Source organism: Clostridium simiarum, from assembly GCF_018919175.1.
GTDB lineage: Bacteria > Bacillota > Clostridia > Clostridiales > Clostridiaceae > Clostridium_L > Clostridium_L simiarum.
Genome location: NZ_JAHLQL010000001.1, coordinates 265,540 through 280,190, shown reverse-complemented (window position 1 = coordinate 280,190; position 14,651 = coordinate 265,540). Strand labels below are relative to the sequence as shown.

The following is a 14,651-nucleotide window of genomic DNA, read 5'->3' as shown; positions in this document are numbered from 1 at the left end:
ATTTTAATAAATTACCCTAATTTAAATTCTTCTTTTAAAAATTCCATACTATTTTTTATCACTTCTTTATTTAATTTGTAATATACATTCTTATTTTTCTTATACATAGTAACTAAATTGGCTGCACAAAGATAATTTATGTGGTAAGACACTGTAGCCCCTGTAATATTTAGTAATTTTGCTATATCTCCATGACAATACTCATTGTCCTCACTTAATAGCCTTATTATCTCAAATCTATTTCTCTCTGATAAATTTTTAAATACCATTAGATTTAATTGAATTTTATCTTCCCTAATCCCACCTAATATATCAAGAGCCTTTTTGTAGTATACACCTAAAAATATATAAATTTTTCCACCTTCCATAGCGAAGGTTATGCTGTGACTACTAAAATAATTAGAGGATACGTATATCTCATTAAAATTTGAAAGATCAATTATACCCCTTGTTTCTTTTTTTATAAATTCATAAGCTTCTTCATTATTATTTATATCTCTTTCCATTCTTTCATGAAGATCTTCCATAAGATTATCTCTAGTGTTTTTAAAATCCTCATATAGTGGAATTAATTCCTTTACGAACTTTAAAAACTTTTTAAAATAAGCTAATGGTTCTTGAAAAAAGCAGAATAATTCCCATTTAATAGAAGAGTGTATCTCTAATAACTTTATGCTATCTAAAACCAATGGAGTATTTTTTAACATTTCATCTTCTTTAGCTTCATCTTCACCTTCACCAGTTAAATATAATATCTCCTCTATGACTGAAAGCTTTATTTTTTCTTCATCTAACCCCTCTAAAAAATCCAAGTATTCATAAATATTATCATAAGCCCACAGTTCTTTTTCATACATCATAAATCTAGCAATATTAAATCTCTCTGTAGAATAAAATTTAAAATATCTTTCTAACTCCATGTTATTTAATTTAAACTTATTAATATTCTTTTTATAAAAATCCTTAAACTCTTTATCAAAAGAGTCCTGTTTTTCTAACAAATATTCACTTAGACATTCATAGTTTGTTATGTCACTTAATATTAAAAAATAATCTCTTATTTCTCCTGGATTTTTGTTATAAATCACCTTCATATTAAACACTCCCCTTGTTTTGATAAACATCTATCTTTATAATCTATTAGACAAACATCTAATGATTAGATATTTATCTAACTAACTTAATTTTATTATATTCTAAACTCCTATATATGGCAACACTTATTTGAAATTTTATATTTCTTATTTAGATATCCATCTAAATATATGTTTTTTATTAACTACAAAGCTCTAAAATAATAGAATTCACAAAACTTTTTATACTAACTTTTATGTTATTTAAAATAACCCTAGAAATCCATTGTTATATAGTTACAATAGCTTTCTAGGGTTTATTAGAATTATATATTAACCTAAATCCTATATTTTATAATTTTAATCCAGGATATAAAATTTTATATATATTTATTCTTTTTTCTATTTTAGGTAAATAATATTTTTTTGAATACTCTCTCATCACTTCATCTTCCGGATTATTTCTCATAGCCCATTCACTTACAACCTTTAATAAACTTGAGTGTTCTTCTTTTAGTTTACTTAAATAATAACTACCTAGATTTATAGCTACCTCTGGTATTTCTAAATCCTTTGGCTTAAAATCCTTTAATCCCATTTTCTTTGCAACTTCTATTGCTTTTTCATCTCTAAAATTCATTAACCCACTAGTATTATTCTCCTCATATTTCTTATTTTGAAAATTGGTTTCAAAATTTATAAAGGCTGCTACTTCGTAAGGATCTAATCTATATTCTTTAGAATATTTTTTTATCTCATCCTTATATTTTATAGGAAACATCATCTCTCTTATAGTAAAAACTCCTCCTAACATTACTATTATCAATAAAGCCACAATAGATATCACATTTTTTTTCATATTTATTCTCCTTAAAATTATGTGTTTTTCTAACATTCAATTTCTATTAATAATTTTCATATAGATTTTAACTATTATGCTATAGTAAATTAGATTTCTTATTATTATAGTTTAACTTATGTATATATTAATTTTACAAGACTTCAATTTTTAGTACCATTGCTTTAGATTACAAAAACCGGCTTTAAAATTACAATAATGTAATCTTAAAGCCGGTATAATAAAAATATAAATATGAATCTATTTGTTTCTTTCTTCTTTCTTTTTTAATAAGCTTGCTGTGTCTAGCCTACTAGATTTCTCTTTTTCTCTTCTACTACTACTATGACTATTTTTATTTAATTTATCTTTAGTTGATTTCATCTTTTTATCTTCTAATCCTTCTTCAGAATTCTTGTTTGAACTTTCTCCCCATTTACTTTTATTTTCTTTTAAAGAATTATCTTTTATCTCAGTATTAAGTTTAAACTTCTTAGACTTAACCTTTTTCTTATTAATATCCTTAAACTTCTCTTTATTTTTTTTAAATAATTTAAAGTCTAAATTCAATCTTCTATAGGCTATATCAATCATAAATAGAATAAGAGCCATAACTAAAAATGTATTAGTTAAATCTATTCTACTCCACACAGAATTTAATTCTGATGAAAAAACTTCTTCAGAGGATTTAATAAAAGCCCCCTTAGTATCTACTACTAGCCTCTCTAAGGCTCCTTCATCCTTAAAAAATTTATATTCTGGAGAATATTGCATAGCTATAGTTGAGTTTTGAGTGTTTACTATATTATCTCCTTCTAATTCTCTTACATTCAGACTATAAAATCCTATGTTTTTAAGATCCATAACCCCTGAATACTTTCCTGGTTTTATAGCTTCTAAGGGTAACTCCCTTTTTTCTCCATTATCATCTGTTACTAGGGCATTTACTTTTGCCTCTTCACTTTTATTCTTCGTTTCATACTCTATAAAAGCTTGATTTCCTTTCAGCTCAACATTTATGGTTCCTTCTCCATGGCCATAATTTTCTATGGACCAATTTAGTATATTTTGCCATAGCTTAGTGGTTTTATTCCAACCGGCTAAATTCTTACTCCATCTTCCTGCCATATCAGAATTCCAAGCTACCGATCTTCCTAGCCCATATTGCCAAGCGGTAAGTATTGGATCATCTTCATCTGATGATAGTATAATGCTAGCAGTTTCTTTTGCAGAAGATGCTATATATCCCAATAGGGATGGCATTCCACCTTCTGATACTCCACTTAATATATTATGAGGACTAGTTATCTTTGGTGTAAATTCCCTATTATTTAGATATACTTTGGCAGATAAAAAAATTTCTTTTGCAAATATTCTTGGAATATCTGTATATATATCGGTATGATAAGTTCTTCCTCCACCTTCTTCTGCTAAATACTTTAGCAAGTTTTTGTCTGCATCCTCACCTACAGATACTGTAGATAGAGTTATTCTCTCTTCATTTGCTTCCTTTAATACATCCCCATACTCATTAAATCCATCTTGACCATCTGTAAGTAATATAATATGCTTTATCTTTGCATCACTAGATTTTAAACTATTATAAGCCTCTCTTAATGCTGGGTAGATGCTTGTTCCACCTCGAACTCCTATGGTTTTAATCTTATCTTTTATACTAGCTTTATCCTTGCTATTTTGAAGAGGTATCACCCAATCAAAGCTATCATCAAAAGTTAACACTCCTATATCATCTACAGGTCTTAGAGTATCTACAGCCTTTTCTGCTGCCTCCTTTGCTAATTCAAGCTTTGTTACAGCTTCTCCTCCACCCATACTTCCAGAATGATCTATTACAAGTGCTAATGCCATTTTAGGTATTTCCTTCTTACCTCTCATATCCATATATACAGGAAGTACTTTTTCAAAAGGTGTATTTAAATACCCTCCCAATGCAAAAGAATCTTCCCCTCCTGTTGCTATAAAAGAACCAGAATAATCTTTTACATAGGTTTCTAAATTGTTTAAAAACTCCTTATTTATATCATCTATATGTACATTTGTTGTAAGTATAGACTTGAACTCTAACATTTCCTTTAGACTTCTTGGAGCCTCTTTTGCACCTATTTTCTTATAATTCATAGATAGGGCCGAAAATATATTCTCCAGTTCTCTTCCTTCTCCATCCTTACCCTCAATTAATAAAATTTTAGGTTTTTCCTCTGCATTAGTAAAAGCAAGATACTCATTATTTTTCCCTTCAGTGTCCAAAAGTGGCTCAATAACTACCCTATAGCTTTTAAATCCACCAGAATTCTGAATATCTTTAAAAACAAAATTACTTCTTCCTTTTTCAATATCTACATTTTGTTCTGCCTTTTTTGTTCTATCAGAATATAAACTTATATTAGCAGAGGTTTTAACATTGCTTTCTATAGATACAACTACAGAAAATTCATCGCCTATATTTATTCTCTCTGGTATTTTTACATTATCTACATATACTTCTGGTTTTTCACTTTTATTTACTTTATAAACCTTAACATCTACATTTTGTTGTTCTAGAGAAGGTACTGTCTTTAATAAACTTCCCTTATTTTCTTCACCATCTGTTATAATCACTAATCTTTTGGCACTCTGCTCTGGGAAAGTAGCTAAAGCCTGAGTAATGGCATTTTCAACATTTGTAGAAGTGGATACTGGAGTTCCTGATATTCCATTAAAGTTTCTTCCTTCAGAAAAAAACTTTTCTAAAATAGTATCCTCTCCAAAAACCATTACTGCCGCTTTATTCTTTTTAGGCATATTTTCAATAGCCTCATTTATGAACTTCTCTCCTTCTCCTTTAAACTCTTTATTAGACTCTGAAATATCAAGTAAAAATAAAGTAGCTGTATCATTTATATTTAGCTTTATGGTAATGCCTGAAAGAGCTAAACACAATAGGGTAAATATAGTTATTCTGGCGATAACAGTTAAAACTTTCTTTTTTCTAAATCTTATTAATTTTTTAAAGGTATATATGACAAGGCATATAAAAAATGGTATAAGGAGTAAAAATATAGGTCTTATTATTTCTAAGCTCACTAATTTCTATTGGTTAAGAAAGCAATTAAAACTTAACCATACTCTCCTCTCTATTTTTTAGGTATAGGCTTTTTTAATTAATATCCTCTAATGTACAGAATCCACTCAATTAAAATAATTACTAATGCTAGTAATATTAGATATATTCTAAGATTTAAGCCACCCTTTAGAAGATTATTTCCTTTTACATTTTCTATTGAACTCTCTTCATTTTCCATGGAGGATTCAGTATCTGTAGGAAAGTTTACTGTAAAAGAAGTTTTTATAATTTCTTCTCCTATATTTTGAGACACCTGATAAACTCCTGTATAATAAGTAGCTTTATAGGACTTTAAAGGGAATCTTAGAGGTATAATCTCTTCTTCACCTTTAGGGTTTTTAACTTTAACTTCTTCCCCATCTACTCTAGGGTTTATTTGAACCTCTTCACCGGATTTAAAGCTATGTTTATATAACATACCTCTATTTATAAGACCTCCCACTATGTTATGCATTAAAATAGGAAATTCTGCTTTTAAGGTCAAATCTGAGTTATGAAGATCAAAGCCTATAACCCCTATGGCTTTGCCATTAAGTTCACCTATAAATCCTAGGTAGTTTTCTTCCACTTTCAAAAAACCCTCTGCCCAATTAGGTTTCTCTAAATTTTTATAGTTTTTTATAGCAAACTTTAATCCTTCTGTATATCTACTAACTGAACTTTGAGTTATAACTCCATATCCTCCCTCTAGCTCTCCATTAACTTTAAAAATAGAATTTTCTTCAGGATTTATTAATAGCATATTGCCTTCCTTTGGAATATCTACTGGAGTTATATTATCAAATATATAAAGATCATACCTATCCTCTTTATTCATATTCTCTTCAGAATTAGTCTTATAAATATCAATATTAGGTATAGTTTGTAAAGCTCTTTCTAAAAAAATATTTTTTTCTGTAACCAATAATATTTTCTGTCTATCTTCCCTTAATATCTTTTCAAATATGATATTATCATCTTTTATACTATCTTCCTCTGTAAGTTCAGCCTTAAGTATGTCTCCTTTAAAATCTACTTTATCAAATAAAATAGTCCTACTTTCCTTAGGCTTTAAAGAAATAGATTTTATGTCTAAAAGTTCCTCTCCTCCATATAAAGCTAAATCAGAAGTATATTCATAACTTCCTCTATTAGTTATTTTTATGAGTACCTTAAGACCTTCTTTATCCTCACTATAAGAAAGAAAATCTAAAGAAGCATTACTTCCCTTTTCCGTTAAATTAATTACTTTTCCATTTATATCATCTATATTTATGGTTTTATCTGTAAAAAACACTGCTTCATAGCTTTCAACTTCTTTAGTTATAGCTTTTATTAAAGATATACTATCCTCTATGTTTCCACTTACAGATTTTTGCTTTATAGACTTTAATTTATCTATAGCTAAATATTTATCTTTAGAATTAGAAATCTCCATAGAAGGTTTTTCACCTGCATTTATTATAGTTATAGTGGCACTGCCTTTTATGGAATTTATATACTCCTCTGCTCTTTTCTTGGCTTCTTCCATTCTTGTAGAACCTTCATAAGTAGCAGTCATGCTCCCAGTATTATCCATAACTATTATTACATTTTTATAATCTTTGCCCCAAATTGACAAAAATGGGTCTGTTAAAGCTCCAATTAAAAAAATTATAATCAAAAGTTGAAGTAGTAACATTATATTATATCTTAGCTTTTCAAAGGGAGTAGAAGCTTCAATATTCTTATATACCTCTTTCCATAAAAAGGTACTTGAGATTAAGTGATCCTGAGATTTTTGTTTTAAGAGATATAAAAATATTAACAATGGAATAAAACTTAAGAACATCAGGGGCCATAAATTTATAAATTTCACCTTACCACCCCCTATATTTTATTTATGAAACCTTGAAGAGTTAAATCTTGAAATATTATTTTTTCAAGGGAATCCTCTGAGCTTATAGGTACATAAAGTGCTCCATATTTAGAAGCTAAACTTTCCATATACTTTTTAAAGTTTAGTAGTCCCTTTTCATACATATCTAAAACTGAAGGATTTATGCTTACTCTAATATCCTCTCCACTCTCAGAATCAATTAAATTTAAATTTCCATTTAGTTCTGGTTCTAACTCTTCTTTAGATAACACATGAATCAATATTACCTTTTGTTTTTTATAAACTAGGTACTTTATAGATTCTTCTAGAGGCTCTCCATGAAAAAAATCCGATACTAAAACTGATACCCCTTTTCTTTTTGGGTTAAATCTTTTTATAGATGAATATATACTATTTTTACCTTGAAAATCTATTTCTGAAAGCTCTTTTAATATGCTTTGAAATATTATTTTCCCAGAACCTGACTTTATATTTTCTAAACCTTCACTGTTTAATATATTTACCCCTACTCTATCAAGGTTATTTAATATTATATAAGAAAGAGCCCCAACAACCCTTAGTGCTTGATGAGATTTCTTATATTCTCCAAAATCCATAGATTTACTACCATCAATAAAAAAATTGAATACCGCCTCTCTTTCTTCCATAAACAATTTGATAAATAATCTTTCAGAACGAGCATAGGCATTCCAATCTATCCGTCTTATATCATCTCCAGGCACATATTCTCTAAAATCCGAAAACTCTAAAGAAATTCCCTTTGCATGAGACTTTCTTCCTCCCTGATTTCCAAGGCTTAATCTCATATTTAAATTTATATTTATGTTGTATAGTCTTTTAAAAAAATCTTTATCAAATATATCATAAGCCATAGTTTACACTACCTTTATTTCTTCAATAATTTTACTTATAATATCATCTGGATTCACTCCTTCTGCTAATCCCTCAAAGTTCAGAAATATTCTATGTCTTAATGCGGGATATGCTACAGCTTTTATGTCATCAAAAGATACATTAAATCTACCTTCCATTACAGCTTTAACTTTAGCAGCTTTAAATATTGCTTGGGCTCCCCTTGGACTTGAGCCTACACTAACATATTTTTTAGTAATTTCAGGTGCTTCTTCTAATTCAGGATGGGTTGCTAAAATCAGCTTCAAAGCATATTCTGACACAGACTCAGACATAGGTATCTCTTTTATTATTTCTCTTATACTAATTATATCTTCCCCATTTAAAACTGGACTAATTTCTACTTTTTTATTGGTAACTGTTATATCCATTATGGACTTTAATTCCTCTAAAGATGGAAATTCAACAAAAACCTTAAATAAAAATCTATCCAATTGAGCTTCAGGCAAGGGATAGGTCCCCTCCATCTCAATGGGGTTTTGTGTAGCTAAAACCATAAAAGGTTCCGCTAACTTATAAGTACTTTTACCTACAGTTACAGTTCTTTCCTGCATAGCTTCTAACAAAGCAGACTGTGTTTTAGGTGTAGCTCTATTTATCTCATCTGCTAAAACCAAATTAGCAAACACAGGACCCTTTTCGAACTTAAAAGAGTTCCTATCTGCCTCTTTTATAATTATGTTGGTTCCTACTACGTCAGAGGGCATTAAGTCCGGAGTAAATTGTATCCTTGAAAAAGAAAGGTCTAATACCTTTGATAATGTTTTTACCAGTTGAGTCTTTCCAAGCCCCGGAACCCCCTCTAATAAAATATTTCCTTCACTTAAAATCCCTATTATAACTTGCCTTATTATACTCTTTTGCCCAATTATCCCCTTAGATATCTCTTCTTCACACAACTTTATGCGTTCTATGGCTTTATCAATAGCTTCTTTATTCAATTCCATTTTCTCACCTCATATTATTGTAACCCTTCAAAATAGCTTTTTATTATATCCTTTAAAGCCTCTGGTATAATTGAATTATTAATGCTATCATAGGCTTCTTTTCTATAATCTCCTATAACTTCATCATAATTTATAGATTCTCCTCTTTCCGCTGAACCTTCCTTTGAATCTATTATCTGTGATGAAGAACTATTGTTTTTATTTCCAGTTAGATTTTCATCATTTCCGGTATTTCTCTGTGGAATAAATACCTCTTCTTTACGCTCTGTTGTATCAGAGCCAGGCTTATTTATTCCATTTTTACTACCTTGATTCCTTCCTTCTCCACTTCCATTACCTTTACCCTGACCTTCACCTTTGCCCTGGCTTTGATCTCCACCTTCACCTTGCCCCTTATTCTCACCCTGACTTTGACTTTCATTGTTTCCAGTCTTATTACCATCCTTTGAAACAGTACCTTCAGTCTCATCTACCAGAGCTTTTAATGAATCACTAGTCTTCTTTTCACTGTCATCACTAATATTACCTTCTTTAATATCCTTTGATATATTTTTTAAAGCTTCCTTTAAATCTTCATTATCAATCTCTAAAGAGGTCTCTTTTAGTTCTCTAGAAATTTGACTTTTTTCTAAATCTCCAAGAGATTCCATATTGCTTTTTATATCTTTCAATGCCTTATCTATTCCATCTTTATTGCCTTCTTCTAACTGCTTTGCAAGATTTTCTGTAAGTTTATTTTTAGATAATTTATCCGTTAACTTTTCCAAGTCTTTCTTAGCTCTCTCTTTTCTTTCCTCTTCTCCTTTAGGATTTATATCCTTTTGAATGCTTTTAAGTAATTCTTCCTTTTCTTTACTAAGGGAAGGATCTTTAGATTCTTTTTGGAGTTTCTTATCCAATCTTTCTAAAGCTTTATCTATGTCTTTTTCTATCTTTGCATTGTTTATTTCTTTTTTTGCCTGCTCTAAATATTCTATTAACTTTTTCTTTTCTTCTTCTGTAAATTCTTTCATTTTTTCTATATTTTTTTTCTGGTCTTCTATTTTATCTAAAGTTTCCTTTTGATATTTTTTTGTATTTTCTATTTCCTTTGCAATGGTTTTAGCTTCTGTAGGAACAAATAACCCAATAGAGAACAATACAGTTAGACATAACAATAATGCAATTTTTTTCTTTTCTATATTTATAGGTATTTTTTTTCTTATATCAAAGGATTTTATGACTTCTAAAGTGTCCCTCTTTTGAAGTTCATAAAATCCCTCTTCCTTTCCTCTGCCTTCCAAGGCTGTCGACAATCTTTCTTCTAATCCTATACTATCTATCATAAGAGCCTGTTTTTTATTATTGGGCAATTTTAGTATTGAATATATTAAGCTTATAAAGCTACCTAGTATTAAAATTGAAATCCCAGTAAAAACACCTTTATATATAGGAATAAATAGGGATAATAATAGCAGTATTGTAGATAGGGCTAAAGTCATTATTAGCCCTTTAATCATATTGTTTAAAAATAAATTTGCCCTAAGTCTTCTAGATGCTTTCTTAAAAAACTTTTCTATTTTTAAATCTAAATTACTCATACCTTCCTCATTCTTTTCTTTTTAGATTTCTTTATAGGATTTAGTTTCCATGAAGCCAATAGTAATAGTCCTATGGAAACTATGGTTTCCACCACAAGATTGATTATCCATGCATTTGGGATATTGTTTAAAGATCTAAAACCTGGTATCATGCTAGCTCCTCCTAATTGATGAATCATCAATGAACCATAGCCCATTAAAGGATTTAAGTAAAGATAATAAGGTATTGAAAAAGCCTGAGATGGATTTTGTCCTGTAGAAGTATATTTAAAACTTAAATATTGAAAATACATTACAGTTATAAATAATGTACCTAAAGTTAAGAATAATCCTACTCCATAAACTACAGCATTTGAAACTCTAGAACTTTTAAAAAGTGTAGATACAAAGATAGCTATACTACCAACATATAGTGCTGTAATCAAATAAAATATTATTATTTCCATTATGTGTTTAGCATTTACCCCTCCAAATAAAAACACCAAAGAAAAAACTGGTATTGTAGATATAATAAGAAGTATAACTTTGCTTAAGGATGCCATAAGCTTCCCCATTATAATAGACAAAGGTGACATCTTAGTAGAAAGTAAAATATCTAAAGTTTGTCTTTCTCTTTCTCCAGAAATAGCCGATGCTGAAAGTGAAGGTACAATAAATAATATTAAAACTAATTGTAAACTTTCGATGGCCATATATATTGTAGGTAGTTCTTCATATCGTGACCCACCATATACCATATTTTTTATAAACATTGTAAAGGTAATAACAGCTACTGACGCTAATATACCTGAGTATATTGCAAGTAATACCCCCACTCTCCAAGTCCTAACTGTAGTTTTAGCTTCTTTTCTAAGAACAGGATTTAAATTAAACTTCATAATGCCACCTCCTATTTATGATTTTCTTCTGTAATCTTCATGAATACTTCTTCAAGATTTCCACTACCCTTAGTAAAGGATACCACTGGAATATTATTAATTACCAAAGTTTTAAGAATCTCCACCATATCTTGTTCCTGTCCAGAAAAACCTAAGGTTATATTATTACCCTCCACAAGCACATTGCTAAGGTTTGGTATTTCTTTTAGAATTTTAACTCCTTCTTCTATCTTGTTTAATAATCTAATTTTTATTGGGTTAGCGTAGTTCATTTTCATCATTATCTCATCTACAGTTTCAGTAATTACCATCTTACCTTTTTCTATAATACCAATTTTAGTACATAGTTCCGCGAGTTCTGGGAGGATATGGGAACTTATCAATATAGTTTTCCCCATATCTTTTAAATTTTTCAAAATTGACTTCATCTCATATCTAGCTCTTGGATCCATTCCAGAAGCTGGCTCATCCAATATAAGAAGTTCTGGATTATGCACAAGACTTCTAGCTAAGCAAAGACGTTGCTTCATACCTCTAGATAATCCGTCTACATAAAAGTCCCTCTTATCTGTTAAATTAACTATTTCTAGTAAGTCCATGGATAACTTTTGAGCATCATTACCTAATATTCCATATATAGAAGCATAAAACTCCAAGTATTCTATGGTTTTTAAATTATCATATACTCCAAAGAAGTCTGGCATATAACCTATCTTTTCCTTAAGCTTTTTGTTATCTCTTATGCCATCTATTCCATCTACATAAACTTCTCCAGAATCTGGTGATAAAAGCCCTGCTACTATCCTCATTGTAGTAGTTTTTCCTGCTCCATTAGGTCCTACAAATCCAAATATTTCTCCTCTTTCTATTTTTAAATCCACTCCATTTAACGCTACAAATTTCCCATAAGATTTTCTAAGCTCCTTAATTTCTAGCATTAGTGTAACCTCCCTTTTACAGAAATTGCTGGTAACATGGAAGGTTCCTCATGCTTTGATCCATTTCCAGAACCTCTTTCTACATGTATTTTGATTTCTCCATCTTTTATATACTTTGAAGCATTATCTATATTAATTTCTTTGTTACCTATATCTAACTTATCATAATTTCCTTCATTTACATTTAGTATATAAAAATCTCCATCAAAGGGTTTCATATATCTTCTTCCCTCAATATGTTTAAAAGTTATTGATTGTACCGTCATACTATCTTCTATTTTATAGGTTAAATCTAAATTCATATTTCCATAGATTATTCCATCCCTATCATTATATCCACCTTGACCTACTTGATTGTCAATATGAGGTTTTAAAAATCCATAAGGGTATTCTATTATACCATCTTCCACAAAATTTATATTAGTTTTTATAGCTAATAGATTACTTTGATAGGTAGGAACTTTCTCTCCATTTACTTTTAATTCATCTTCTATTAGATTATTTGAAAATCCAACAATATAAGTCTGTTCTATATCTCTTGCATTACTAGATACATTCATTTTATCAAAGAACATCTCTAGCTGTTGAAACCTATTTCTCATAGTCCTCTCTTCATCATTTAATGTAGAAGCAGATTTACTATAAAAGTTATCCATAAAATTTTCTATACCAGTATATTCTTTTAATACATTTGATAAATCAAAAACTTCTCCCTTTTTTATATCTCCTAGTTCATAAATATAAAACGGAGTTATAATATAAGCACTTTCTAAATCAAAACCTAAATTATTTGTTATATTTCCTTGAAGCTTTCCATCTTTAAATTTCAATTGTGATTCTGTTGTGTTTAATGACATATTCTTTTTATTAAAATTAAAGATATTTGCTCTAAATGCTTTTATATCATTAAATTCAAAATAAGTTTTATTACCTTCATAAAGTACCTTTAAATTTAAACTTTTAGCCTCTGTGTTTTCATTGGCTTGACCCCTGAATCCTTCTACATCCTCTATAAAGTTTAAAGTCACATCCTTTGGTTCTTCTACATATAATCTATCTTTAGTTGGACTTATAACTCCAGCATATACTTCTGTATCCGAAGGCTCTTTTTTATCTATAATTGTCATAGAAAACAAATTAACAAAGGGTTTATTTATTCTAGTAGAACCACCAATTATATATATTACTCCACTAAAAATTAAGGCCAATACTGGAACTGTAACCCATATATAGTCTCTTTTTTTAAGCTTTTTCAATATAGTATAACTTAAAGGTCCTACTAAAAGCACATAAACTATAAATAACATAGTTACTAACCTTATATTTGGCAGTTTACCTTCTGGAACTTTATTTAATAGATCATTTAGCCTGTACTGCTGAGCCATTACATCCCCTTTACCACTTCTTATACTAGTGTATATATTATCCGACAATAATTTAGCTATGAAAGCCTCTTTTCCACTCCAACTTATAAAAGGTTCTAGTCCTAAAGGTAGACCTGATAATATTACCACACCACTTTTTCTATTTAATTTAGATATTATTGGAGTATTTTGCTCTTTAATAAGTACATCACTATCTTTAATATCTATATTTAAAACCTCCGTATTCAGAACTTCCAAAGATGGGTTTTTAATATAATTATTTAAAGAGCTTAATGTTTTGTTTTCTGAACCCTTTATTTCTCCTTTTATAAAGTCATCATTAAATAAAGATAGGGTTTTAGAATAATTATTCCCTGTACCTATAAGGAGCATCCCTCCATCTTCTACCCACTCTTTAATAGCTTCATATTGAGTCTTAGAAAGCTTAGATGTATCAAAATTATCTATTACTAATATATCTAAAGCATCTAAAGCTTTACTGTTTTCTGGAATGTTTGTTTCATTTAGCTTTACAGCTACCGGATTTAAATCTAATTTATCTGGCCCCACTGCAATCTTTAGTTTTGTTTTACTAAAATAACTCAAACTGTTAAAATCATCTGAAAGCACCCCTATAAATCTTTCATTTTCTGTTAACCTGCCATTTTCAACTCTAACCTTTGTATCACTTATAACTTTACCTTTTTCCACTAAACTTATAGTTAAGTCATTAGATATGCTTCCCATAGGTACAGCCATTGTAAACCTTTTTTTAGATTCCTTAGGAATGTTAGCCTTTTCACTATACAAATCATACTTATCAACTCTTGTAGGAATTTTTACTTGAATTTCTCCTTCTATATCTTTCTTTCCATTTTGAATTTCGATGGAAATAGGAATATTTTTGCCTACTTTATATCTTCCTTCAAATCCATACTGAACCTTAATTTCTATATCTTCACTTTTTTCCTCCGCTTTAACACTTTTAACTCCTAAAGATGACAATATGAAAAAACATATAAAAAATATTAGTGCTCTATTTGTTTTACGCCTCATTGGCCTATACCCCCTTTTAAATGCTTATAGGAAAGATTTTACCATATGTTCCTTAGTAAAAGTTACTTTTAGTTTACAAAAGT

The 14,651-nt window shown here is 29.3% G+C and carries 10 protein-coding genes; all 10 read right to left on the bottom strand.

Annotation, left to right across the window (positions count from 1 at the left end):
• Positions 1–11: 11 nt before the first annotated feature.
• Complete coding sequence (locus tag KQI89_RS01280; protein WP_216455600.1) at positions 12–1,094, bottom strand: ArsR/SmtB family transcription factor; 1,083 nt, start codon at positions 1,092–1,094, stop codon at positions 12–14.
• A 331-nt stretch (positions 1,095–1,425) separates the two neighbouring features.
• The gene (locus KQI89_RS01275; RefSeq protein WP_216455599.1) at positions 1,426–1,932 is read right to left on the bottom strand and encodes a transglycosylase SLT domain-containing protein; all 507 of its coding nucleotides are present in this window, start codon (positions 1,930–1,932) and stop codon (positions 1,426–1,428) included.
• Positions 1,933–2,172: 240 nt separating this feature from the next.
• Positions 2,173–4,995, bottom strand: a complete 2,823-nt coding sequence (locus KQI89_RS01270) for a VWA domain-containing protein (protein ID WP_216455598.1) — start codon at positions 4,993–4,995, stop codon at positions 2,173–2,175.
• A 77-nt stretch (positions 4,996–5,072) separates the two neighbouring features.
• Complete coding sequence (locus KQI89_RS01265) at positions 5,073–6,872, bottom strand: vWA domain-containing protein (protein ID WP_216455597.1); 1,800 nt, start codon at positions 6,870–6,872, stop codon at positions 5,073–5,075.
• Between the two features lie 11 nt (positions 6,873–6,883).
• Positions 6,884–7,765, bottom strand: a complete 882-nt coding sequence (locus KQI89_RS01260; RefSeq protein WP_216455596.1) for a DUF58 domain-containing protein — start codon at positions 7,763–7,765, stop codon at positions 6,884–6,886.
• 3 nt (positions 7,766–7,768) lie between these two features.
• Positions 7,769–8,752 (bottom strand): AAA family ATPase, encoded by a 984-nt coding sequence (locus tag KQI89_RS01255; protein ID WP_216455595.1) that lies wholly within the window; start codon positions 8,750–8,752, stop codon positions 7,769–7,771.
• 14 nt (positions 8,753–8,766) lie between these two features.
• Positions 8,767–10,332 carry a hypothetical protein gene (locus KQI89_RS01250; RefSeq protein ID WP_216455594.1) on the bottom strand — a complete coding sequence of 522 codons (1,566 nt, stop codon included), beginning with the start codon at positions 10,330–10,332 and terminating at the stop codon, positions 8,767–8,769.
• Positions 10,329–11,210 (bottom strand): ABC transporter permease, encoded by an 882-nt coding sequence (locus KQI89_RS01245; RefSeq protein WP_216455593.1) that lies wholly within the window; start codon positions 11,208–11,210, stop codon positions 10,329–10,331. The genes KQI89_RS01250 and KQI89_RS01245 overlap by 4 nt, the downstream gene beginning before the upstream one ends.
• An 11-nt stretch (positions 11,211–11,221) precedes the next feature.
• Positions 11,222–12,148: an ABC transporter ATP-binding protein gene (locus tag KQI89_RS01240; protein WP_216455592.1), complete on the bottom strand. Its 927-nt coding sequence runs from the start codon at positions 12,146–12,148 to the stop codon at positions 11,222–11,224.
• Positions 12,148–14,568 carry a hypothetical protein gene (locus tag KQI89_RS01235; protein ID WP_216455591.1) on the bottom strand — a complete coding sequence of 807 codons (2,421 nt, stop codon included), beginning with the start codon at positions 14,566–14,568 and terminating at the stop codon, positions 12,148–12,150. Before KQI89_RS01235 ends, KQI89_RS01240 begins: the two co-directional genes overlap by 1 nt.
• Positions 14,569–14,651 lie beyond the last annotated feature (83 nt).